We start from the raw sequence: 23,352 nt of genomic DNA, 5'->3' as shown, positions 1-23,352 counted from the left end.
ACGCATCGACTTCGACCTGCTGACGGACGCGGGGGTGGCCCGCTTCCGCCGCTTCTCGGAGGAGCTGGCGGACGTGGTCGTGGCGCACGGGGGTTCGTTGTCCGGGGAGCACGGGGACGGGCAGGCGCGGGCGGAGTTGCTGCCGAGGATGTACGGCGAGGAGACGGTCGCCCTCTTCGAGCGCGCGAAGGCCGTCTGGGACCCGGACGACCTCCTCAACCCGGGGATGCTGGTCCGCCCGGCGCCGCTCGACGCGAACCTCCGCTTCTCCGTCCTGCCGCGTGAGCCGGTGGACGTGGCGTTCGGCTACCCGTCCGACGGCGGTGACTTCTCGGCGGCGGTACGGCGCTGCGTCGGGGTCGCCAAGTGCCGTACGACGTCGGCGGCGGGCTCCTCGGTCATGTGCCCGTCGTTCCGGGCGACCGGTGAGGAGCAGCACTCCACGCGCGGGCGGGCCCGGCTGCTGCACGAGATGCTCGCCGGTGAGCTGGTCACCGACGGCTGGCGCTCCACGGAGGTCCGGGACGCCCTCGACCTTTGCCTGTCCTGCAAGGGCTGCCGCTCCGACTGTCCGGTCGAGGTCGACATGGCCACGTACAAGGCGGAGTTCCTGCACCACCACTACGCCGGCCGCCGCCGCCCCGCCGCCCACTACGCGATGGGGTGGCTGCCGGTGTGGCTGCGCTGGGCGGAGCGGGCCCGTCTGGCCCCGGCCGTCAACGCGCTGGCGTCCGTGCGCCCGTTGGCCGCGGTGGCGAAGCGGCTGGGCGGGATCGCGGGCGAGCGGGAGGTCCCGCGGCTGGCGGGGGAGACGTTCAGCAGGTGGTGGCGCAGGCGGCGTCCGGGTGCCGGACGGTCCCGGCCGGGGTCCGGGGCCAGTATCGGGGCCCGTACCGGTCCCGGGTCCGGCGACCTGGTCGTCCTCTGGCCGGACACCTTCACCGACCACCTGTCACCGGCCGTGGGCCGGGCGGCCGTACGGGTACTGGAGGCGGCGGGGCTGCGGGTGGCGTTGCCGCCGACGCTGCGGCCGCGCGGCGGGCGCGTCGGGGACGGTACGACGAAGTCGCCGACCGCGCTGCTGACGGCCCGCCGGGGCCGGGTCTGCTGCGGACTGACGTACGTGTCGACGGGCCAACTGGACCGCGCACGTGCGGTGATGCGGCACACCCTCGACCTGATGACCCCGGTGCTGGAGACCTCGGCGCCGGTCGTCGTCCTGGAACCGAGCTGCGCCGCCGCCCTGCGCACGGATCTGCCGGAGCTGCTGCACGACGACCCACGGGCGGCTCGGCTCGCCGCCCGCGTGCTGACCTTCGCGGAGGCCCTGGAGCGCCATGCCCCCGACTGGACGCCGCCCGCCCTGGACCGCCCGGTCACCGGCCAGACCCACTGCCACCAGCACGCGGTCCTGGGCGACGCGGCCGACCGCCGCCTGCGCGAGGCGGCCGGCCTGACCGGCGAGCTGACCGGCGGCTGCTGCGGGCTCGCGGGCAACTTCGGTTTCGAGGACGGCCACTACGAGGTCTCGGCCGCCTGCGCGGAGGACCAGCTGCTCCCGGCGGTGCGCGAGGCACCGGACGGGGCGGTGGTCCTGGCTGACGGCTTCTCGTGCCGGACGCAGCTGGAGCAGTTGGCGGGGGTGCGGGGGCGTCATCTGGCGGAGGTGCTGGCGGAGGGGCTGGGGCGGTCCTGAGGAGCGAGGACAGAACCGCCCCGTGTGTCCTTGATCCGCTCAGTTGAGCCCGTTCAGTCTCCGCCCCCGGCTCTCGGCCACCCGTAGCGCGTCCGCGAGGGCTTCGGTGAGGCGCTCGGCGAGGTAGCGGAGTTCGCCGTGCGGGGCGCGGGGGAGGAGGTCGTGGGAGTGGGCGAGGAGCTCGGCGCCCATGCCGAGCTGGGTGGCCTCGGTGGTGTCCGCCAGCCGTGAGACGGGGCCGCCGCCGTCGTCGGTGATCAGGTAGCAGGGTTTGCCCTCGGGGCCGGACCAGGGGAGCAGGCGGGGTTCGCGCGGTGCGGTCATGCGGCCGCCTCCCATGCGAACAGCGGACTCGCCGCGACGTACGGGCGTACGGCCACGGTCGCGGCGCCGTCCAGCGGGGTGGGCAGGCCGTAGGGGCTGCGGTGGGAGGGGAGGGGGATGACGCTGGTTGTGGCTTGCTGGTGGGGTGCGGTGCGGACGGCGAGGCGAGCACCGGTGCGGCGGTGGGAGCCCCGTGGGTTGAGCAGGAGGCTCACCCATGTGACTAGGCGGCCGATAAGGTCGGTCATGTCAACAGCTCCGATCAGGTTCGGCTGGTGACCACGCCCCCGGACGGCTCCACCCGTCGCGGGGGTCTTCGGTTGGAGTGGTCTCCTCGGTCTACCGCAGTGTACTGCGGTCGCGCGGTCTACCGCAGAGTTTTAGCGTCCACCGCATGACTCCCGAGCTTGATCGCACCCGGCCCGTGTGGCGACAGGTCGCCGCTGCCATTGAGGCGCGCATCGCGGACGGTACTTATCCCGTTGATGCCCGGGTTCCGTCGGTCGTCGAGTTGTCGGCCGAATTCGCCATCGCGGCGTCGACCGCTCAGAAGGCGCTGGCCCACCTGAAAAGGGAAGGCCTGATCCGCGCCGAAGTGGGCCTCGGCTCGTTCGTTGCCCGTCGGCCGCAAGCGACGGAAAACGGTGCCCCCGCCTCGGGTGCCTGATAGGAACCGCGAGTCCACGCCGTCTCCTGATCGTTCCTACTTCGTGGCCCTGGACACCGGGGACGTCAACGGCGACGGATACGCGGACGTGGTGGCCGGGGCGCCCCGGGCGGACGTGTACGGGGAACCGGGTCCGGGGCGGACTCAGTGGTGAGGGGCCCCGGTTGTTCGACGGGGACGACCTCGGCACGGTCCCGGGCGGGGACGCCGACTTCGGCGCTTCGGTCGGCCTTCCCGACCTGGACGGCGACGGCCGTGCCGACCTCGTGGTGACCGCGCCGGGCGGCGACACGGTCGACGGCGTCGCGTGGCTGCTGCCCGGCACGGCGAAGGGACCCGCCACCGAGGGCGTCACCCGGCTGTCCGGGGACACCTTCCACGACACCGAGGGGCTGGGCCTGCTGATGGGCGGTGGTGAGATCGCGCTGTAGGCATTCCATGCCGTGCCGTGCGTGATCTAGGACACGATCTGACCTATACGGCCCATAGCGTGGTCCTCGACCGACGGAGCAGTACACCGGAAGGCGGAGACCATGACCACTCTCGACGCGTCGACCACCCGCGACCTGACCACCGGCGACCGGACCGAGGTCCCGGCCGTCACCGGTGAGCGCGCCGACCTGCTGGAGATGCTGGCCCACCAACGGCACTTCCTGCGCTTCACCACCCGTGACCTCACCGACGAGCAGGCCGGACTCCGGACCACCGCGAGCGAGCTCTGCCTGGGCGGCTTGATCAAGCACGTGTCCTCGGTCGAGCGGAGCTGGGCGAACTTCATCGTGGACGGCCCGTCGGCGATGGGAGGAGACTTCACGACCATGACCGAGGCCGACTGGGCCCAGCGGGCCGACGAGTTCCGGATGCTGCCCGGTGAGACGCTGGCCGGTGTCCTGGCCGACTACGCCGAGGCGGCCCGGCGGACCGACGACCTGGTCGCCACGCTGCCCGACCTGGGGGCCACGCAGCCGTTGCCGAAGGCTCCGTGGTTCGAGGCCGACGCGCAGTGGTCGGCCCGCCGGGTGCTGATGCACATCGTCGCCGAGACCGCCCAGCACGCCGGCCACGCCGACATCATCCGCGAGTCCCTGGACGGGGCGAAAAGCATGGGCTGACCGGCGGAGTCCGGTCGGGTGGGCCGACGAGGGCGAGCCGTCGGAGGGTCACTGCACGAAGCGGTACTTCAGGTGGGTGGCCAGGGGCGTCTCGACGACCCTGATCTGTTCGAGGTCGCGCCGCCCCGGGCCCAGTGCCTCGAAGAGGCGCAGTCCGTCGCCGAGGAGCACGGGCACCACGTGCAGCTGGAGTTCGTCGACGAGCCCGGCTCCGAGGTACTGCCGCACCGTGCTCGCCCCGCCCGCGATGTCGACGTTCCGGCCCCCGGCGGTGGCCTGCGCCTGCTCCAGTGCGCTGTGGATGCCGTCGGCGACAAAGGTGAAGGTCGTGCCGCCCTCCTTGACGAGGGTCGGGCGGGGGCGGTTGGTGAGGACGAAGACCGGCGTGCGGAAGGGCGGGTTGTCGCCCCAGGGCTCCTCGCCCGTGTCGTACATCGTCCGGCCCATGACCACCGCTCCGGTGGCGTCGAACCACTCGCGGAGCAGCTCCGAGTCGCGGTTCTCCTCCCCGCCGGTCATGCCCTGGCGCTCCCGCCAGCTCGCCAGGGTGTGGATCCACTCGAAGATCGGCTCGGCGCCGTCGCCGCCCGGGTTGTCGAGGGTGACGTTCGGGCCGGCGACGTAGCCGTCGAGGGTGATGGCCAGGTCCGCGGTCACGGTGGTCATGAGGGGTGCTCCTCGGGGTGGGTGTGTCTCACTCGTGTGTGTCTTCACCCCTCGCGTCGATCGGAGACCGGCGCTTTCGACACACCCGCGCGGGCGGTTCAGGGAACCGTCTCGCCCCGCACCAGCGGATGGCACACCGGCTGGACGCCCTCGGGAAGCCCGTCCGGGCGGCACCAGCGGGCCTCCAGGATCTCGAAGGGGTCGACGCGCAGCTCGCCGCCCAGCAGGCGGGCCTCGTAGGCCACCTCCAGCCGGGTGCGGAAGCCGCTGTTCAGCATGACCAGGCGGCCCACCTCCACGTCGAGGTTCGTCTCCTCCCGCACCTCGCGGACCACGGTCTCCCGGAAGTCCTCGCCCTTGCGCGCGAAACCGCTCGGCAGGCCCCACTGGCGGCCCGGCGGCCACATCCGGTGCTTCAGGAGCAGGACCCGCCCCTCGTCGTCGCGCACGACGCCGGTCACGCCGACCACGAACTTGGCGTGCAGGATCCACATGACGCGGCTCTGGACGGGGCGCAGGAGCCGCCAGAGGCGGGCAAGAAGTCGTCGCACGGGACCTCGGGGGATGTGGTGGGGGCGGGCACGGATTCGGGCACGGGACGCGCCATGGGGACGGTACCCGTCGCGGCGGCCGGTCCGTATGACGGACGGAGTTGACCCGGGCGGGGCGAGGGACTCATCGTCAGGTGTGTAAACCTTGCACGGTCCTGTCCGGAGGTCATTACCCTGGACCGGTCGGCGCGACTCCGGAGCGGCCGGCGCGGTGCGATGAGCGGCGCCCGGCAGGAGTTCCGTTCCCCGCGCCCAGACTCAGTGCCCAGACTCGACGCCCAGATCCAGGAAGGCCCCGTGACCACCCCCAGCGCCGCCACCCCGTCCACCCCGGCCACCGCACCTGTGGCGGGCGCCGGGCCCGCCTCCGACCCGGCGGGTGCCCCACGCGGACGGAGTTCCCTGGGGCCGGTCGGTCTGGTCCTCGCCGGTGGGCTCTCCGTGCAGTTCGGCGCCGCGCTGGCGGTGAGCCTCATGCCCCGGGCCGGCGCGCTCGGCGTGGTGACCCTGCGGCTGGCCGTGGCCGCCGTCGTGCTGCTGCTCATCTGCCGGCCCCGGCTGCGCGGCCACTCCCGGGCCGACTGGGGCACGGTCGTCGTCTTCGGCATCGCCATGGCCGGCATGAACGGCCTCTTCTACCAGGCCGTCGACCGCATCCCCCTCGGCCCCGCCGTCACCCTGGAGGTGCTCGGCCCGCTCGCCCTCTCCGTCTTCGCCTCCCGCCGCGCGGTCAACCTGGTCTGGGCCGCGCTCGCCCTGGCCGGTGTCTTCCTCCTCGGTGGCGGCGGCTTCGACGGCCTCGACCCGGCCGGCGTCGCCTTCGCGCTGGGGGCGGGCGCCATGTGGGCGGCGTACATCGTCTTCAGCGCGCGTACGGGGCGCCGCTTCCCGCAGGCCGACGGGCTGGCCCTCGCCATGGCGGTCGGGGCGGTGCTGTTCCTGCCGCTGGGCATCGCCGAGTCGGGCGGCAAGCTCCTCGACCCGATGACACTGGCGCTGGGCGCCGGGGTCGCCCTGCTCTCCTCCGTCCTGCCCTACACCCTCGAACTCCTCGCCCTGCGCCGCCTGCCCGCGCCCACGTTCGCCATCCTCATGAGCCTGGAGCCCGCCATCGCCGCGGCGGCCGGTTTCCTCATCCTCGACCAGGCCCTGTCCGCCACCCAGTCCGCCGCCATCGCCCTGGTCATCGCGGCCAGCATGGGCGCGGTGCGTACGCAGGTGGGGCGGCGCCGGTTGAAGGCGCTCCCGGACACGCCGTAGCGGCCGCGACCGCCCCGGCCCGGCCCATGGTCATCCGCACCGCATAGGCTGCGGACCTGGTCATCTCATCGGGATCAAGGGGAGGAACCGATGAACCACACGGCCGAGGTCTTCCAGCCTTTGCGGGACGACGATCCACGCACGGTGGCCGGCTACCGCCTCGCGGCGCGGCTCGGCGCGGGCGGCATGGGCCGGGTCTACCTGTCCCACACCCAGGGCGGCCGGCCGGTGGCCATCAAGGTCGTACGGTCGGAACTGGCCGACGACCCGACCTTCCGGCGGCGCTTCGGCCGGGAGATCCAGGCGGCCCGGAAGGTGAAGGGCGCCTACACCGCCGAACTGATCGACGCCGACCCGGACGGCACACCGCCCTGGCTGGCCACGCTGTACGTGCCGGGCCCCGCCCTGTCGGACGTCGTCGCCCGGAGCGGGCCGCTGCCGGTGCCGGCGGTGCTGTGGCTGATGGCGGGGGTCGCCGAGGCGTTGCAGGCCATCCACGGTGCGGGGATCGTGCACCGGGACCTCAAGCCGTCGAACGTGCTGCTCGCCTCGGACGGACCCCGGGTCATCGACTTCGGCATCTCGCTCGCCGCCGACAGCACCGCGCACACCGCCACGGGCACCGCGATCGGCACGCCCCAGTACATGGCTCCCGAGCAGGCGTCCGCGGGTGACGTCACGGCGGCGACCGACATCTTCGCGCTCGGTCAGACGGCCGCCTTCGCGGCGCTGGGCAGGCCGCTCTACGGGGACGGACCCGCGGTCAGCGTGCTGTACCGGATCGTGCACTCCGAACCCGACCTGTCCGGACTGCCCGAGCGACTGCGCGGGCTGCTCGCCCGGTGCCTGGCCGCGGAACCGGGGGAGCGGGTCACCCCGGCGGAGGTCGTCGAGTGGTGCCGGCGGGAACTGGGGCGGGACGCCGAGACGGGGGCGGGGCCGGACGTCTGGCGGGAGTTCGCGGGGACGGAGGTGACGGTTCCGCCGCCTGCTCCCCTGGCTCCGGAGCCGTCGCCGGCTCCCACCGCGGTACACACGCGGCCGTGGACCGCCCCGCAGCCGGCAGCAGGCCCGGAATCGGCAGCCGCCCCGCAGTGGCCCGCCACCGCTCAGGGTCCGGGCACCGGGCAGTGGCCCGCCACCGCTCAGGGTCCGGGCGCCCCGTACGGTCCGGGTGCCGCCCCGTACGGTCCGGGTGCCGCGCTACGGCCCGCCGGTCCGTACGGCGCGACCGCGCCGCAGCGGCCGGCCGGGCCGGAGGAGCGGAGGCGCCGCAGGAGACGCGTCGCCCTGATCGCGGCCGCCGCCCTGGCCGCGGGCGGGCTGGTACTCACGGCGGCGTGGACGTTGCGGGACGCGATGGACCGAGACCGCGACCGGGACACGGCCGCGTCCGCGTCCGGGAGCCCCGGCCCGACGGCACGATCGTCGGCGTCCGGCGATGCGGCGTCCGACGGCGCGGCGTCCGGAGGCCCGGCGTCCGGAACGGTGGCCACGGAGGGGTCGGGGTCGGGGGCCGACGGGTCGACCGCGCCGGACGCGGCGGCCGACGGTGCCGCCGCAGGTTCCACCGCTCCGGTGGCCCACGCCTACGGCCCCCAGTATCTGAACGCCAAGAACTCACTCAGCGTCAGCGACGGGCAGCCCCGCGACGACCGCGAGGGAGACATCCGCTTCACCTGCGCGCAGACCTGCGCACTGGAGAGCGACACCAGCGTCTTCTCCATGATGTTCGGCGAGCCGGGCGCCACGTACGAGGACTGCCGTCAGAGGATGGCCGACGTCGAGGCCGATGCCGGCATCGACGGCCACCGCCTCCCGCTGGCCGCCGCCTCGGCCGGGACCGAGATCTGCGCCAAGCACCGCAACGGCGACATCATGTTGCTGGTCGTCCAGGTGAAGTCGACCGCCCTGCCGGAGGCCGGCTTCGTCACCGCGGACATGACGGTCTGGCGCGCGGACTGAGGTCCCAGCCAGGCCGGGAGACCTGACGTTCCCCGCCGTCCGGGCGCCTCCGTCCTCCGTGAGCCTCCGCGGGCGCCCACGGCGTCCATGGCCTCCGCGGCGTCCATGGCCTCCGCGGGCCTCCGCGGCCTCCGCAGGTGTCCGCGGCCTCCGCGAGCCTCCGCGGCCTTCACAGGCGTCCGCGAGCCTCCACGGCCTCCCGGGCGTCCGCGGGCAAAAATCATGCAAGCGTGCTTGATTGTTACCACCGCCCCTGCCATGCTCCACACCACACCGCGCCGCACACCGCCGTGCCCGAGGGGAGCGCCCGTGTCCGACCCGACGCCCGTGATCGACGACCTGCGCGAGGAGAGCGAGGAACTCGACGCGCTGGTCGCCCGGTTGAGCCCGGAGCAATGGGCGCTCACCACCCCGGCTCCCGGCTGGACGGTCGCCCACCAGATCGCGCACCTGGCCTGGACCGACCGGTCCGCCCTGCTCGCCGTCACCGACGAGGACGGCTTCCGCGTCCTGGTGGAGCAGGCCCTGGCCGCGCCCGGCCGGTACGTCGACGACGGCGCCGAGGAAGGCGCCCGGCGGGCCCCCGCCGAGCTGCTGGCCGCCTGGCGGGAGGGCCGCACCGCCCTCGACAAGGCGCTGCGCGAGTCGGCCCCCGGGGCACGCTTCCCCTGGTACGGCCCGCCCATGGCCGCCGCGTCCATGGCCACCGCCCGCCTGATGGAGACGTGGGCCCACGGGCTCGACGTCGCCGACACCCTCGGCGTGACGCGCCCGCCCACCGACCGGCTGCGGCACATCGCCCGCATCGGCGTCCGCGCCCGGGACTTCGCCTACGCGACCCACGGCCTGACCCCGCCCGACGAGCCGTTCCGCGTCGAACTCACCGCACCCGGCGGGGAGCTGTGGACCTACGGCCCCGAGGGCGCCGGCCAGCGTGTCACCGGCCCGGCCCTCGACTTCTGCCTCCTCGCCACCCAGCGCGCCCACCGCGCGGACCTCGCCCTGCGCGCCGAGGGACCTGACGCCGACCGCTGGCTGGACATCGCCCAGGCCTTCGCGGGGCCGCCGGGAGCGGGACGCTCGCCGGGGACCGGACGCCCGCCGCGTGGGGAGGGGCGGTGAGCGTCCTCCGCATAGGCAACGCCTCCGGCTTCTACGGCGACCGCTTCGAGGCCATGCGCGAGATGCTCACCGGCGGTCCGCTGGACGTCCTCACCGGCGACTACCTCGCCGAACTGACCATGCTCATCCTGGGCCGGGACCGGCTGAAGGACCCGGACGCCGGGTATGCCCGCACCTTCCTGCGACAGCTGGAGGAGTGCCTCGGCCTCGCCCACGAGCGGGGCGTGAAGATCGTCGCCAACGCCGGCGGGCTCAACCCCGCCGGACTCGCCGACGCCGTACGCGCCCTCGCCGCACGGCTCGGCATCCCCGTACGGGTCGCGCACGTCGAGGGCGACGACCTCACGGCCGCCCACCCGGGAGCGCTGGCCGCCCACGCCTACCTCGGCGGGTTCGGCATCGCCGAGTGCCTGCGCGCGGGCGCCGACGTGGTCGTCACCGGCCGGGTCACCGACGCCGCCCTGGTCACCGGGCCCGCCGCCGCGCACTTCGGCTGGGCGCCGACGGAGTACGACCGGCTCGCGGGCGCCGTCGTCGCCGGACACGTGCTGGAGTGCGGGGCGCAGGCGACCGGCGGCAACTACGCGTTCTTCGAGGAGGGGGACGTCCGCCGGCCCGGTTTCCCGCTCGCCGAACTGCACGCCGACGGCAGCTGCGTCATCACCAAGCACGACGGCACCGGCGGCTTCGTCGACGTCGGCACGGTCACCGCCCAGCTGCTGTACGAGACGGGCGGCGCCCGGTACGCGGGGCCCGACGTCACCGCCCGGCTGGACACCGTACGGCTCGCCCAGGACGGGCCCGACCGCGTTCGCGTCGAGGGCGTGCGCGGCGAGGCCCCGCCGCCCACCCTCAAGGTCGGCCGCAACCGTCTCGGCGGCTTCCGCAACGAGGTCGCCTTCGTGCTCACCGGCCTCGGCGTCGAGGCCAAGGCGGCCCTGGTGCGGGCCCAGATGGAACCCGCCCTCGGCAAGGTCGCCGACGTCCGCTGGGACCTGGTCCGCTCCGACCGGCCCGACGCCCCGACCGAGGAGACGGCCGGCGCCCTGCTGCGGCTCGTCGTCCGGGACGCCGACCAGCAGCTCGTCGGGCGGGCGCTGAGCGGGGCCGCCATCGAGCTGGCCCTCGCCAGCTATCCCGGCTTCCATGTGCTGGCGCCCCCGGGAAAGGGCGTGCCCTATGGGGTCTTCGAGGATGTGTACGTCCCCCATGGCGCCGTCGACCATGTGGCCGTCCTCCACGACGGGCAACGGATTCCCGTACCAGCCGCCCAGGACACCGCCGTACTGACGGAAGTGCCGGAACCGCCGCTGCCCGAGCCGCTCCCGCCGGGTCCCGTCCGCCGTGCCCCCCTCGGCCTCGTCGCCGGCGCCCGCAGCGGCGACAAGGGCGGGAACGCCAACGTCGGCGTGTGGGCGCGGACCGACGACGCCTGGCGCTGGCTGGCGCACGAGCTGACCGCCGACCGGTTCCGGGAGCTGATCCCGGAGGCCCGCGACCTGCCCGTCACCCGGCACACACTCCCCGGCCTGCGCGCCCTCAACTTCGTCGTCGAGGGCATCCTCGGCGAGGGCGTCGCCGCGCAGGCCCGCTTCGACCCGCAGGCCAAGGCGCTGGGCGAGTGGCTGCGCGCCCGGCACGTGGACATCCCGGAGGTTCTCCTTTGACCGTCCTGCCCTCCGCAGTGGACCCGGCCGGCCCCGACCACCGGGCCAACCGCGAGGCCATGCTCGCCAAGCTCGCCGACCTCGACACCGAACACGCCAAGGCGCTGGCCGGCGGCGGCGAGAAGTACGTCGCCCGGCACCGGGGGCGCGGCAAGTTCCTCGCCCGCGAGCGCATCGAGCTGCTCCTCGACCCCGACACGCCCTTCCTGGAGCTGTCGCCGCTGGCGGCCTGGGGCAGCGAGTACGCCGTGGGCGCCTCCCTGGTCACCGGCATCGGCACGGTCGAGGGCGTGGAGTGCCTGATCACCGCCAACGACCCGACCGTGCGCGGCGGTGCCAGCAACCCCTGGTCGCTGAAGAAGGCCCTGCGCGCCAACGACGTCGCGCTCGCCAACCGGCTGCCCTGCGTCAGCCTGGTCGAGTCCGGCGGCGCCGACCTGCCCTCGCAGAAGGAGATCTTCATCCCCGGCGGCGGGATCTTCCGGGACATCACCCGGCTGTCGGCGGCCGGCATCCCCACCGTCGCCGTCGTCTTCGGCAACTCGACCGCCGGGGGCGCGTACATCCCCGGCATGTCCGACCACGTGATCATGGTCAAGGAGCGCGCCAAGGTGTTCCTCGGCGGGCCGCCGCTGGTCAAGATGGCCACCGGCGAGGAGAGCGACGACGAGTCGCTGGGCGGCGCGGAGATGCACGCGCGCGTGTCGGGTCTCGCCGACTACTTCGCCGTGGACGAACCGGACGCGCTGCGGCAGGCCCGCCGCGTCGTCGCCCGCCTCAACCACCGCAAGGCACACCCCGACCCCGGTCCGGCCGAGCCGCCGAAGTACGACCCGGAGGAACTCCTCGGCATCGTCCCCGGCGACCTCAAGACCCCCTTCGACCCTCGCGAGGTCATCGCCCGGATCGTCGACGCCTCCGACTTCGACGAGTTCAAGCCGCTGTACGGGACGAGCCTGACGACCGGCTGGGCGGCCCTGCACGGCTATCCGGTGGGCATCCTCGCCAACGCCCGGGGGGTGCTGTTCAGCGAGGAGTCGCAGAAGGCCGCCCAGTTCATCCAGCTCGCCAACCAGCGCGACATCCCGCTCCTCTTCCTGCACAACACCACCGGCTACATGGTCGGCAAGGAGTACGAGCAGGGCGGCATCATCAAGCACGGCGCGATGATGATCAACGCGGTCTCCAACTCCCGCGTCCCCCACCTCTCCGTCCTCCTCGGCGCCTCCTACGGCGCCGGCCACTACGGGATGTGCGGCCGCGCCTACGACCCCCGCTTCCTCTTCGCCTGGCCCAGCGCCAAGTCCGCCGTCATGGGCCCGCAGCAGCTCGCCGGCGTGCTCTCCATCGTCGCCCGCCAGTCGGCCGCCGCCAAGGGACAGCCGTACGACGACGAGGGCGACGCGGCGCTGCGCGCCATGGTGGAGCAGCAGATCGAGTCCGAGTCGCTGCCCATGTTCCTGTCCGGGCGGCTCTACGACGACGGCGTCATCGACCCGCGCGACACTCGCACCGTGCTCGGCCTGTGTCTGTCGGTCGTCCACACCGCGCCCTACGAGGGCGCGCGCGGCGGCTTCGGCGTCTTCCGGATGTGAGGGGATCACCTTGATCAGCACTGTCCTCGTCGCCAACCGGGGCGAGATCGCCTGCCGGATCTTCCGCACCTGCCGTGAGTTGGGAATCCGGACCGTCGCCGTGCACTCGGACGCCGACGAGAACGCCCTCCACGCGCGCGTGGCCGACGCGGCGGTACGACTGCCGGGCGCGGCCTCCGCCGACACCTACCTGCGCGGCGACCTGATCGTGAAGGCCGCCGTCGCCGCCGGCGCCGACGCCGTCCACCCCGGCTACGGCTTCCTCTCCGAGAACGCCGGCTTCGCACGAGCCGTCGTCGACGCGGGCCTGACCTGGATCGGACCGCCGCCGGAGGCGATCGAGGCGATGGCGTCCAAGACGCGCGCCAAGGAACTGATGGGCATCGCGCCCCTCACGCACGTCACCGAGGCCGACCTGCCGGTCCTGGTGAAGGCGGCGGCGGGCGGCGGCGGACGCGGCATGCGCGTCGTACGGCGCCTCGCCGACCTCGACGACGAACTGACCGCGGCCCGCGCGGAGGCGGCGAGCGCCTTCGGCGACGGCGAGGTGTTCGTGGAGCCCTACGTCGAGAACGGCCGCCACGTCGAGGTGCAGATCCTCGCCGACACCCACGGCACGGTGTGGGCGCTCGGCACCCGCGACTGCTCCCTCCAGCGCCGCCACCAGAAGGTGATCGAGGAGGCCCCGGCACCGGGCCTGACGCCCGAACTCACCGGTGAACTCCACGACCTCGCCGTACGCGCCGCCCGCGCCGTCGACTACGCCGGTGCCGGGACCGTCGAGTTCCTCGTCGCGGACGGCCGGGCGCACTTCCTGGAGATGAACACCCGTCTCCAGGTCGAGCACCCGGTCACGGAGGCGATCTTCGGCCTCGACCTCGTCGCCCTCCAACTCCGCGTCGCCGAGGGCCACGCCCTCGAGAACGATCCCCCGCGCGCGCGTGGCCACGCCGTCGAGGCCCGCCTGTACGCCGAGGACCCGGCGAACGGCTGGGCCCCGCAGACCGGCCGCCTGCACCGCCTCACCGTGCCCGACGGCATCCGCCTCGACACCGGCTACACCGACGGAGACGGCATCGGCGTCCACTACGACCCGATGCTCGCCAAGGCCGTCGCCCACGCACCCACCCGCGCGGAGGCCGTCCGCCGCCTCGCCGGCGCCCTGGAACGGGCCGCGGTCCACGGCCCGGTCACCAACCGGGACCTGCTCGTCCGCTCCCTGCGCCACGAGGAGTTCACGTCCGCCCGCATGGACACCGGCTTCTACGACCGCCACCTTGCCGACCTCACCCGCGGTGGGACGGCCGATCCCCTCGCCCCGCTGGCCGCCGCCCTCGCCGACGCCCACGGCCGCTCCCGCTTCGGCGGCGCCTGGCGCAACCTGCCCTCGCAGCCCCAGGTGAAGCGCTACGCCATGGCGGGCGAGGAGCACGAGGTCCGCTACCACCACACCCGCACGGGTCCGGCCGCCGACGGCGTGCGCGTTCTCCACGCGGACGCGCACCTGGTCCTGCTGGAGGCGGACGGTGTCCGGCGCAGGTTCGAGGTGGCGGCGTACGGCGACCGCGTCCACGTGAACGCCACCCCGCTCACCGCCCTGCCCCGCTTCCCCGACCCCACCGCCCAGCACGCCCCGGGCACCCTCCTCGCCCCCATGCCGGGCACGGTCGTCCGTGTCGCGGAGGGCCTCACGGAGGGAGCGACGGTCCAGGCCGGCCAGCCCCTCCTGTGGCTGGAGGCGATGAAGATGGAACACCGGATCACCGCCCCGGCCACGGGCACGCTGACCTCCCTCGACGCCGAGCCCGGCAGGCAAGTGGAGGTCGGCGCCCTCTTGGCGGTCGTCGACTCGGACGCCGAGTAGGGGCGCGGGGCCGTACAGGACACGCGGCTCCGCCGCGTGAGCGCGACCAGCCACGACGGATCCGCACCCGAAAAGCGACCGAAGGAGCTCCGTGACCACCCTCATCGAATCCGACGAGCACAAGTCCCTCCGCGCGGCGGTGTCCACCTTCGCCAGGAACCACCCCCGCACCCTCGGCACCGACAACGGACACTTCTGGCGGGAAGCCGCCAAGCTCGGCTACATCGGCGTCAACCTGCCGGAGGCATACGGCGGTGGCGACGGCGGGATCACCGAACTCTCCCTCGTCCTCGAAGAGATGGGCGCCGCCGGCAACCCCCTGCTGATGATGATCGTCTCCCCGGCGATCTGCGGCACCGTCATCTCCCGCTTCGGCACCGAAGCCCAGAAGCAGGACTGGCTCCCGTCCCTCGCCGACGGCACCCGCCTCATGTCCTTCGGCATCACCGAGCCCGACGCCGGCTCCAACAGCCACCGCATCACCACGACCGCCCGCCGCGACGGGACCGACTGGATCCTCACCGGCCGCAAGGTCTTCATCAGCGGCGTCGACATCTCCGACGCCACCCTCGTCGTCGGCCGCACCGAAGACGCCCGCACCGGCAGGCTGAAGCCCTGCCTGTTCATCGTCCCCCGCGACACCCGCGGCTTCGAGCGCCGTCAGATCGACATGGAACTGAACTCCGCCGAGAAGCAGTTCGAGCTGACCCTCGACGACGTACGGCTGCCCGCCGACGCGCTCGTCGGCGACGAGGACGCGGGCCTCCTCCAGCTCTTCGCCGGACTCAACCCCGAGCGCGTCATGACGGCGGCGTTCGCAATCGGCATGGGCCGCTACGCGCTGTCCCGTGCTCTCGACTACGCCCGCGAACGCACCGTCTGGAAGACCCCCATCGGCGCCCACCAGGCCATCGCCCACCCCCTCGCCCAGGCGCACATCGACCTCGAACTGGCCCGCCTGATGATGCAGAAGGCGGCCCACCTCTACGACGCGGGTGACGACATGGGCGCCGGCGAGGCCGCCAACATGGCCAAGTACGCCGCCGGGGAAGCCTGCGTGAAGGCCGTCGACCAGGCCGTGCACACCCTCGGCGGCAACGGCCTCACGCGCGAGTTCGGGCTCGCCTCGCTGATAACGGCGTCGCGCGTGGCTCGTATCGCCCCGGTGAGCCGGGAGATGATCCTCAACTACGTCTCCCACCAGACCCTGGGTCTGCCCAAGTCGTACTAGCCCACACCGGTCCGTACTGGAGGAACCATGTTCCGCAGCGAGTACGCAGACGTCCCGCCCGTCGACCTGCCCATCCACGACGCGGTGCTCGGCCGGGCCGCCGCCTACGGGAACACCCCGGCGCTGATCGACGGCACCGACGGCACCACCCTCACCTACGAGCAGGTGGACCGGTTCCACCGGCGCGTCGCGGCCGCACTCGCCGAGACCGGCGTACGCAAGGGCGACGTCCTCGCCCTGCACAGCCCCAACACCGTCGCCTTCCCGCTGGCCTTCTACGCCGCCACGCGCGCGGGGGCCTCGGTCACCACGGTGCACCCGCTCGCCACGGCGGAGGAGTTCGCGGGGCAGCTCGGCGACTCGCGGGCCCGCTGGATCGTCACCGTATCCCCGCTGCTGGACACCGCCCGCCGGGCCGCCGAACTCGCGGGCGGTGTCCAGGAGATCCTCGTCTGCGACAGCGCGCCCGGCCACCGCTCGCTCATCGACATGCTGGCATCCGCCGCGCCCGAACCGTCCGTCGCCGTCGACCCGGCCGAGGACGTCGCCGCCCTGCCGTACTCCTCCGGCACCACCGGCACCCCCAAGGGCGTGATGCTCACCCACCGGCAGATCGCCACCAACCTCGCCCAGCTCGAACCACTGATGCCGGCCGCACCGGGCGACCGCGTCCTGGCGGTTCTGCCCTTTTTCCACATCTACGGCCTGACCGCCCTCATGAACGCCCCGCTGCGGCTCGGCGCCACCGTCGTCGTGCTGCCCCGCTTCGACCTGGAGCAGTTCCTCGCGGCCATCCAGAACCACCGCATCACCGGCCTCTACGTCGCCCCGCCGATCGTCCTCGCCCTCGCCAAGCACCCCCTGGTCGCCGACTACGACCTCTCGTCCCTGAAGTACATCGTCAGCGCCGCCGCCCCCCTGGACGCGAAGCTCGCCGCCGCCTGCTCGCGGCGGCTCGGCCTGCCGCCCGTCGGCCAGGCGTACGGCATGACGGAACTCTCCCCGGGCACCCACGTCGTCCCCCTGGACGCGATGAGCGCCGCACCGCCCGGAACCGTCGGCAAGCTGATCGCCGGCACCGAGATGCGCGTCGTCTCCCTGGACGACCCCGGCAAGGACCTCGGCGTCGGCGAGTCCGGCGAGATCCTCATCCGCGGACCCCAGGTCATGAAGGGCTACCTGGGCCGCCCCGACGCCACCGCCGCCATGATCGACGAGCACGGCTGGCTGCACACCGGGGACGTCGGGCACGTCGACGCCGACGGCTGGCTGTTCGTCGTCGACCGCGTCAAGGAACTGATCAAGTACAAGGGGTTCCAGGTGGCCCCCGCCGAACTGGAGGCCCTCCTGCTCACCCACCCGGGCATCGCCGACGCGGCCGTCATCGGCACCTACAACGACGACGGGAACGAAGTGCCGCACGCCTACGTGGTGCGCCAGCCGGCCGCGCCCGGCCTCTCGGAGGGCGAGGTCATGATGTACGTCGCCGAACGCGTCGCCCCCTACAAACGCGTCCGCCGGGTCACCTTCGTCGACGGCGTGCCCAGGGCGGCCAGCGGCAAGATCCTCCGCCGGGAACTGCGGGGCCGTTCATGAGCCTCGTCGGCCGCACCCGGGACCGGGGCGTCGAGACCCTCACCCTCGGCTCCCCGCACAACCGCAACGCCCTCTCGGCGGCCCTCGTCGGCGACCTGGCCGCCGCCCTCACCGACGCGGGCGGGGACACCGGCGTACGCGCCGTCCTGCTCACCCACACCGGCAACACCTTCAGCGCCGGCGCCGACCTGCGCGACCCGCCCGGCCCCGATGCCCTGGTCGCACTGCTCCGGCAGATCGTCGAGCTGCCCAAGCCGGTCGTCGCGCGCGTCGCCGGACACGTCCGCGCGGGCGGCCTCGGTCTGCTCGCGGCCTGCGACATCGCGGGCGCGTCCACCGCGTCGACGTTCGCCTTCACCGAGGTCCGCATCGGCGTGGCTCCCGCCGTCATCTCCCTCCCGCTGCTGCCCCGCGCCGACCCCCGTGCCCTCGCCCGCCACTACCTCACCGGCGAACGCTTCGACGCCGCCGAGGCCGCCCGGATCGGCCTGGTCACGGCGGCGGGCGACGACGTGGACGCCGTACTGCAACCCGTACTGGACGGTGTGCGTCGCGCCTCACCACAGGCGCTGGCCGAGACGAAACGGCTGCTCACGGCTAGGGTGCTGGAGGCCTTCGACCGGGACGCGGCCGACCTGACCGCGCTCTCGGCCCGGCTGTTCGCCTCCCCGCAGGCCCGGGAGGGGATGACGGCCTTCCTCGAACGACGGGATCCGGAATGGGTGGTGTGAGCGGTGCCGTGAACACGGCCGACCGCGCGGAGCGCGTTCCCAAGCAGGACCGCAGCCGGGCCACCCGGCAACGGCTCCTCGAAGCCGCAGTGGCCTGCCTCGCCGAACACGGCTGGACGGGGTCCACGGTCTCCGTCGTCGCCGAACACGCCGGCGTCTCCCGCGGTGCCGCCCAGCACCACTTCCCGACCCGCGAGGACCTCTTCACGGCGGCCGTGGAGTACGTGGCCGAGGAACGCTCCGTCGCGCTGCGCGCCCTGTTCCCCGAGGGCGCGACGGCGGCGGACCGCCGCGCGGTGGTGGCCGCCCTGGTCGACCTCTACACGGGCCCCCTGTTCCGCGCCGCCCTCCACCTGTGGGTGGCCGCCTCCGACGAGGAGCAGTTGCGCGGCCGGGTGACCGAGCTGGAGGCCCGCGTCGGCCGCGAGACGCACCGCATAGCGGTCGACCTCCTCGGCGCCGACGAGACCCGCCCCGGCGCCCGCGAAACCGTCCAGGGCCTCCTCGACATGGCCCGCGGCCTGGGCCTCGCCAACCTCCTCACCGACGACGCGGCCCGCCGGGAACGCGTGATCGAGCAGTGGGCCCGGCTGCTGGACGGGGCGCTGGACTGAGCGACGCCGGCCGGCGGCGCCGGCCGGGCCCGTTCACGGACTGAGCCGCTCCACCCGCCAGCCTCCGCCGTCCTCCGCCACGTACCGCAGCCGGTCGTGCAGCCGGTTCTCCCGGCCCTGCCAGAACTCCACCGCCCGCGGCGCCACCCGGAACCCGCCCCAGTGCGGCGGCACCGGCACCTGCTCACCCTCCGGGTAGCGCGCGGCCAGCTCGGCGTACGCGGAGTCCAGGGCGTCCCGGCCCGCCACCACCGCGGACTGGACGCTGGCCCAGGCGCCCAGCTGGGAGCCGTGCGGCCGGGTGCGGAAGTACGCGGCGGTCTCGTCCCGCCCGGTCCGCCGCGCGATCCCCGTCACGATCACCTGGCGGGCCATCGGATGCCAGGGGAACAGCAGTGAGACGTGCGGGTTCTCGGCCAGCTCACGCGCCTTGCGGGAGTCGTAGTTGGTGTAGAAGACGAACCCCTGCTCGTCGAAGTGCTTCAGCAGCACCGTGCGGGAGCCGGGCCGGCCCTCCGCGTCCGCGGTGGAGACGACCATGGCGTTCGGCTCGAAGAGCCCGCCCTCCGTCGCGGCCTGCTTGAACCAGCGCGCGAACTGCTCGACGGGAGTCGCCGCCAACTCGGGTTCCGAGAGCCCCTCGGCCCGGTACTGCTTGCGCATCGAGGCGAGATCGAAGGGAACGGCGGGGTCGGCTTCGCGATCGGTCACATCGGCCATCCTGCCGTATCCGGGCCGATGCGCCCGTGTCTTGTGTCACCCAGTGGCACTGAGTGCCGCAGCCCCTCCCCAAGCGCGGCACTCGGGGATATCGTGCTTGCTCCCGATCCGGTTGGATGACCGCCGACCGTACGGGGCATCACAGGGGTGACCGCCAGGACCGCGAGCCGTCGACGCGACCGTGGATCCGACGGACCCGCCCGATCCGATGGACCCGGCGGGTCCATGGGGACGACCGCACCGCCCCCGCACCGGTCACCACACATCACGATCACGAGGAGCCGCCTGATGTCCGACTTCGTACCCGGGCTAGAGGGAGTCGTCGCGTTCGAGACGGAGATCGCCGAACCCGACAAGGAGGGCGGCGCCCTCCGCTACCGCGGCGTCGACATCGAGGACCTGGTCGGGCACGTCTCCTTCGGCAACGTCTGGGGCCTGCTCGTCGACGGGGCCTTCAACCCCGGCCTGCCGCCGGCGGAGCCCTTCCCGATCCCGGTCCACTCCGGGGACATCCGCGTCGACGTGCAGTCCGCGCTCGCCATGCTCGCACCCGTCTGGGGCCTCAAACCCCTCCTGGACATCGATGCCGAGCAGGCCCGCGCCGACCTCGCCCGCGCCGCTGTCATGGCCCTGTCCTACGTCGCCCAGTCGGCCCGCGGCCAGGGCCTGCCCATGGTCCCGCAACGGGAGATCGACAAGGCGCAGTCCGTCGTCGAACGCTTCATGATCCGCTGGCGCGGCGAGCCCGACCCCAAGCACGTCGCCGCGGTCGACGCCTACTGGACCTCCGCCGCCGAGCACGGCATGAACGCGTCCACCTTCACCGCCCGCGTCATCGCCTCCACCGGCGCGGACGTGGCGGCGGCCCTCTCCGGCGCCGTGGGAGCCATGTCCGGCCCGCTGCACGGCGGCGCCCCCTCCCGCGTCCTGCACATGATCGAGGAGATCGAGCGCACCGGCGACGCCGAGGCCTACGTCAAGAAGACCCTCGACGCCGGCGAACGCCTCATGGGCTTCGGCCACCGCGTCTACCGTGCCGAGGACCCCCGCGCCCGCGTCCTGCGCCGCACCGCCCGCGAACTGGGCGCTCCGCGCTTCGAGGTCGCCGAGGCCCTGGAGAAGGCCGCCCTGGCGGAGCTCCACGCCCGCCGCCCCGACCGGGTCCTGGCCACCAACGTCGAGTTCTGGGCCGCCATCATGCTGGACTTCGCCGAGGTCCCGGCCCACATGTTCACCTCGATGTTCACCTGCGCCCGCACCGCCGGCTGGTCGGCCCACATCCTGGAACAGAAGCGCACCGGCCGCCTGGTCCGCCCCTCCGCCCGCTACGTGGGCCCGGGCTCCCGCGACCCGCGCGACATCGAGGGCTACGCCGGCATCGCGGACTGACGAGTCCTGTAGAACCCGGCGAGTCCCGCAGAACGCAGACGACCCGCGAGTCTGGTTCCTCCAGTGGAGGAGCCGGCCGGACGTACCGGCGACTCGCGGGTCGGGTGACTGCCGGGATTGGGCCGGCTGCACGCGTCTTTCACGCGCTGGTCCGGCACCGCACTCGGTGTGGTGACGGGCCGCTAGCCCGCAGCCACCTCACGCGTCCGGTTGTCATACATTCGCCGGATCACCTCCCTTCGGTGTGGAGCCCACACTAGGAACGCGTCGCAGCTCGATCAACCCCTTTTTTCAGAGCCGCTGACGCACCGGCTCGACACGGGTTCCGTACGCATAGCCGTCGCTCCGCTGAAGCAGCCGCAGATGCCCGTGGAACACGTTGATCCGCCCTGCTGGTGTCGCGATGCTGTGCTGCCCCCTGGCGCGCACCGAGACCCGGCCTGTCCACGTGCCGGCGCACTTTCCGGAGGGCACCACGGCATGTACGAGGTCTCCGGTCACGTATCCGAAAAGATCGTGCCGCCCGCCGCGATGACCCCGGACGAGGCGCGGGACCGCAGCAGGCGGTACCGGCTGGAGAACGCCTACCTCGGGGACACGCTCGTCGGCTGCTCCACGGTGCGTCCGCCCGAGGGCGAGGGGCGGGTGGCGACCGTGATCGCGCGGGTGCTGCCCGCGTTCCGGGGGCGCGGGATCGGCGCGGCGCTCTACGAGGCGGGTCTCGCGCACGCGCGGGGGCTCGGCGCGCGGGCGGTGGAGACCGTGGTGCTCGCGGCGAACGCCGACGGGTTGCGGTTCGCCGAGGGGCGTGGGTTCGTGGAACGAGAACGGTACGTGCTCGACGGCGAGCGGGACGCGTGGGTCGACCTGAGACTCGCCGGCCCCCCGTCATGACCGCCATGACGGGGGCGTATGCCGAGTTTCCGCAGTACAACGATTTCCGCAATCTTGCGGGAACTCGGTGTGTGCTGCATCACGTTCGAGTTGAATGAAGGCCAGTGAGCGAACCGACGTACCGTACGGCGGACGCAGCCTGCAGGGGGTCCAGGTGAGTGCTTCCCGGCGTAGTGGGACCACCGACGAGCTGGGACCGGGCGAACCGGAACAGCCCGAGAGGGACGGCGCGGACCTGTTGGCCGCGCTCCTCGACGGGATGGACGCCGCCCTGTGCGCCTTCGACGCGCAGGGCGTCGTCACCCACTGGAACCGCGAGGCGGAGCGGATCCTGGGCTGGACCGCGGCCGAGGCCGTGGGCCGGCAGGGCTTCGCCGGGTGGGCCGTGCGCCGGGCGGACGCCGGGGAGGTCGAGGAGCGGCTGCTGTCCGCGATGCGGGCCCCGGGGCGGCAGGTGCACGAGTTCGCGCTGCTGACCAAGGACGGCGGGCGGGTGCTGGTGCGCACCCAGTCCGCGGCCGTACGCGGTCCCGACGGCAGGCCCGCGGGGGTGTACTGCGCGTTCAGCGAGGTGCACGCGCAGATCGACCTGGAGCGGTCCATCGCGCTGAGCGAGGCCCTGCTGGAGGATGCCAGCTGGGGTGTCGTGCTGGTGGACGTGGACCTGCGCCCCGCCGTCGTGAACGCCCACGCGGCGCGTGCGCTGGGCGCCGGACGCACATCCGTACTGGGCCGGCCGCTCGGGGACCTGCTCGCCCAGGGCGTGGAGGAGCTGGAGAACGCGCTGACGCACGTGCTGGCGGAGGGCGCGCCGCCCGCGCCCGCCGAGGTCTGGGTGAGCGTGCGCACCCCGGAGGGCGAGCGGCGCCGGTGCTGGCGCAGCGGGTTCGTGCGGCTGGCGTCTCCGCTGGCGGAGGAGCCGGTGCCGCTGGGCGTCGGCTGGCTCTTCGAGGACGTCACCGAGGGCAAGCAGGCCGAGCAGGAGGCGGCCCTGCTGCGCTTCCGCGGCAACCAGCTGCACCGCGCGGCGCGTGCGGCGGCCGAGTGCGAGGACCCGGCGGAGGCGGCGGTCGTCCACCTGGACTTCGCGCTCGCCGGGTTCGCCGACCACGCCCTGATCGACCGGGTGGTGGGCGGGGCGGTGGCCGACACCGACGCGTCGGAGCCGGTCCGGCTGGTCCGGGTCGCGGCCACGCCGTCCGGCGCGCCCGGGCCGAGCGTGCCGACCGGGACGGCCGGGATGCCGGTGCGCTACGGCGACGCGCATCCGGCGGTGCAGTGCGTGGAGCGGGCGGGTTCGGTGCGGGCCAGCGCCGGTGCCCGGGCGGTGCGGGCCGATCAGGTGCGCGAGTGGGCCGCGGCCCGGCAGTGGCCGGCGGACACGGTGCACGGCCTGTGCGCGGTGCTGCGCAGCCGGGGCCGGACGCTGGGCGTGGTCACGTTCCTGCGGGGCGCTGGACGGAGCGCGTTCGAACGCCCCGACGCGATGTACGCCGAGGACGTGGCGGTTCGCATCGCGACGGCACTGGACCTGGCCGGCGCGGTGGAGAAGCGGTAGCGGAGGGCGCGGGACGGCCGGGGCCGACCTGGGCCCCGGTCCCGGACGGTGCCCTCGCCGTGCGGGGCGGCGGGTCCGGGCGGCGGGTTTGGCGCCCGGACCCGGGAGGCGCGGCCGCGGGGATCCGAGC

Annotated in this window: 23 protein-coding genes; 18 read left to right on the top strand and 5 right to left on the bottom strand. The window is 73.6% G+C overall.

Annotated elements, in window-relative coordinates:
• On the top strand, positions 1–1,696 hold a 1,696-nt coding region (locus EBH09_RS15800; RefSeq protein ID WP_193776336.1), incomplete at its 5' end, for an FAD-linked oxidase C-terminal domain-containing protein.
• A 39-nt stretch (positions 1,697–1,735) separates the two neighbouring features.
• Here the strand turns inward: EBH09_RS15800 and EBH09_RS15795 are convergent.
• Both EBH09_RS15795 and EBH09_RS15790 read right to left on the bottom strand, forming a co-directional pair.
• The gene (locus tag EBH09_RS15795) at positions 1,736–2,020 is read right to left on the bottom strand and encodes a hypothetical protein (RefSeq protein ID WP_238697331.1); all 285 of its coding nucleotides are present in this window, start codon (positions 2,018–2,020) and stop codon (positions 1,736–1,738) included.
• Positions 2,017–2,268 carry a hypothetical protein gene (locus EBH09_RS15790; RefSeq protein WP_121747634.1) on the bottom strand — a complete coding sequence of 84 codons (252 nt, stop codon included), beginning with the start codon at positions 2,266–2,268 and terminating at the stop codon, positions 2,017–2,019. Before EBH09_RS15790 ends, EBH09_RS15795 begins: the two co-directional genes overlap by 4 nt.
• Before the next feature lie 146 nt (positions 2,269–2,414).
• Between EBH09_RS15790 and EBH09_RS15785 the strand changes: the two genes are divergently transcribed.
• From EBH09_RS15785 to EBH09_RS15775, 4 genes are all read left to right on the top strand, one after another.
• Positions 2,415–2,687 carry a GntR family transcriptional regulator gene (locus tag EBH09_RS15785; RefSeq protein ID WP_121747828.1) on the top strand — a complete coding sequence of 91 codons (273 nt, stop codon included), beginning with the start codon at positions 2,415–2,417 and terminating at the stop codon, positions 2,685–2,687.
• Entirely contained in the window at positions 2,680–2,841 is a 162-nt protein-coding gene (locus EBH09_RS38940) for an integrin alpha (RefSeq protein WP_238697330.1), read from the top strand. Before EBH09_RS15785 ends, EBH09_RS38940 begins: the two co-directional genes overlap by 8 nt.
• A gap of 10 nt (positions 2,842–2,851) precedes the next feature.
• Positions 2,852–3,118: an FG-GAP repeat protein gene (locus tag EBH09_RS15780; RefSeq protein WP_238697329.1), complete on the top strand. Its 267-nt coding sequence runs from the start codon at positions 2,852–2,854 to the stop codon at positions 3,116–3,118.
• A gap of 102 nt (positions 3,119–3,220) precedes the next feature.
• The gene (locus EBH09_RS15775) at positions 3,221–3,799 is read left to right on the top strand and encodes a DinB family protein (RefSeq protein WP_121747633.1); all 579 of its coding nucleotides are present in this window, start codon (positions 3,221–3,223) and stop codon (positions 3,797–3,799) included.
• A 48-nt stretch (positions 3,800–3,847) separates the two neighbouring features.
• Here the strand turns inward: EBH09_RS15775 and EBH09_RS15770 are convergent, their stop codons facing one another.
• Positions 3,848–4,465 carry a dihydrofolate reductase family protein gene (locus EBH09_RS15770; RefSeq protein WP_121747632.1) on the bottom strand — a complete coding sequence of 206 codons (618 nt, stop codon included), beginning with the start codon at positions 4,463–4,465 and terminating at the stop codon, positions 3,848–3,850.
• A gap of 98 nt (positions 4,466–4,563) precedes the next feature.
• Positions 4,564–5,016, bottom strand: a complete 453-nt coding sequence (locus tag EBH09_RS15765; protein ID WP_121747631.1) for an NUDIX domain-containing protein — start codon at positions 5,014–5,016, stop codon at positions 4,564–4,566.
• Positions 5,017–5,313: 297 nt separating this feature from the next.
• Here EBH09_RS15765 and EBH09_RS15760 point away from each other — a divergent pair, with 297 nt between their 5' ends.
• The 10 genes from EBH09_RS15760 to EBH09_RS15715 all read left to right on the top strand — a co-directional run bounded on the left by EBH09_RS15760 (position 5,314) and on the right by EBH09_RS15715 (position 18,661).
• Positions 5,314–6,276 (top strand): EamA family transporter, encoded by a 963-nt coding sequence (locus EBH09_RS15760; RefSeq protein ID WP_193776335.1) that lies wholly within the window; start codon positions 5,314–5,316, stop codon positions 6,274–6,276.
• Positions 6,277–6,366: 90 nt separating this feature from the next.
• Entirely contained in the window at positions 6,367–8,241 is a 1,875-nt protein-coding gene (locus EBH09_RS15755) for a serine/threonine-protein kinase (protein ID WP_121747630.1), read from the top strand.
• A 309-nt stretch (positions 8,242–8,550) separates the two neighbouring features.
• A complete protein-coding gene (locus EBH09_RS15750; RefSeq protein WP_193776334.1) occupies positions 8,551–9,363 on the top strand; it encodes a TIGR03084 family metal-binding protein in 813 nt (270 codons plus the stop codon).
• A complete protein-coding gene (locus EBH09_RS15745) occupies positions 9,360–11,030 on the top strand; it encodes an acyclic terpene utilization AtuA family protein (protein WP_121747628.1) in 1,671 nt (556 codons plus the stop codon). The genes EBH09_RS15750 and EBH09_RS15745 overlap by 4 nt, the downstream gene beginning before the upstream one ends.
• Entirely contained in the window at positions 11,027–12,625 is a 1,599-nt protein-coding gene (locus EBH09_RS15740; protein ID WP_121747627.1) for a carboxyl transferase domain-containing protein, read from the top strand. Before EBH09_RS15745 ends, EBH09_RS15740 begins: the two co-directional genes overlap by 4 nt.
• Positions 12,626–12,635: 10 nt before the next feature.
• Complete coding sequence (locus EBH09_RS15735; protein WP_121747626.1) at positions 12,636–14,489, top strand: biotin carboxylase N-terminal domain-containing protein; 1,854 nt, start codon at positions 12,636–12,638, stop codon at positions 14,487–14,489.
• 91 nt (positions 14,490–14,580) lie between these two features.
• Complete coding sequence (locus EBH09_RS15730; protein ID WP_121747625.1) at positions 14,581–15,720, top strand: acyl-CoA dehydrogenase family protein; 1,140 nt, start codon at positions 14,581–14,583, stop codon at positions 15,718–15,720.
• A gap of 27 nt (positions 15,721–15,747) precedes the next feature.
• Positions 15,748–17,316 (top strand): 4-coumarate--CoA ligase family protein, encoded by a 1,569-nt coding sequence (locus tag EBH09_RS15725; RefSeq protein WP_121747624.1) that lies wholly within the window; start codon positions 15,748–15,750, stop codon positions 17,314–17,316.
• Entirely contained in the window at positions 17,313–18,047 is a 735-nt protein-coding gene (locus EBH09_RS15720; RefSeq protein ID WP_121747623.1) for an enoyl-CoA hydratase family protein, read from the top strand. The genes EBH09_RS15725 and EBH09_RS15720 overlap by 4 nt, the downstream gene beginning before the upstream one ends.
• The gene (locus EBH09_RS15715; RefSeq protein WP_193776333.1) at positions 18,035–18,661 is read left to right on the top strand and encodes a TetR/AcrR family transcriptional regulator; all 627 of its coding nucleotides are present in this window, start codon (positions 18,035–18,037) and stop codon (positions 18,659–18,661) included. The genes EBH09_RS15720 and EBH09_RS15715 overlap by 13 nt, the downstream gene beginning before the upstream one ends.
• 33 nt (positions 18,662–18,694) lie before the next feature.
• Here the strand turns inward: EBH09_RS15715 and pdxH are convergent, their stop codons facing one another.
• Positions 18,695–19,381 carry a pyridoxamine 5'-phosphate oxidase gene (pdxH, locus tag EBH09_RS15710; RefSeq protein WP_121747622.1) on the bottom strand — a complete coding sequence of 229 codons (687 nt, stop codon included), beginning with the start codon at positions 19,379–19,381 and terminating at the stop codon, positions 18,695–18,697.
• 288 nt (positions 19,382–19,669) lie between these two features.
• Between pdxH and EBH09_RS15705 the strand changes: the two genes are divergently transcribed.
• The 3 genes from EBH09_RS15705 to EBH09_RS15690 all read left to right on the top strand — a co-directional run bounded on the left by EBH09_RS15705 (position 19,670) and on the right by EBH09_RS15690 (position 23,222).
• Complete coding sequence (locus EBH09_RS15705) at positions 19,670–20,770, top strand: citrate synthase 2 (protein ID WP_121747621.1); 1,101 nt, start codon at positions 19,670–19,672, stop codon at positions 20,768–20,770.
• A gap of 480 nt (positions 20,771–21,250) precedes the next feature.
• Positions 21,251–21,664, top strand: a complete 414-nt coding sequence (locus EBH09_RS15695) for a GNAT family N-acetyltransferase (protein WP_121747620.1) — start codon at positions 21,251–21,253, stop codon at positions 21,662–21,664.
• A 154-nt stretch (positions 21,665–21,818) separates the two neighbouring features.
• The gene (locus tag EBH09_RS15690) at positions 21,819–23,222 is read left to right on the top strand and encodes a PAS domain-containing protein (protein ID WP_121747825.1); all 1,404 of its coding nucleotides are present in this window, start codon (positions 21,819–21,821) and stop codon (positions 23,220–23,222) included.
• The last annotated feature ends 130 nt before the right edge of the window (positions 23,223–23,352 follow it).

Source organism: Streptomyces sp. E2N166, assembly GCF_003671715.1.
GTDB classification, from domain to species: Bacteria; Actinomycetota; Actinomycetes; order Streptomycetales; family Streptomycetaceae; genus Streptomyces; species Streptomyces thinghirensis.
This window is presented reverse-complemented; position numbering and strand designations above follow the sequence as displayed.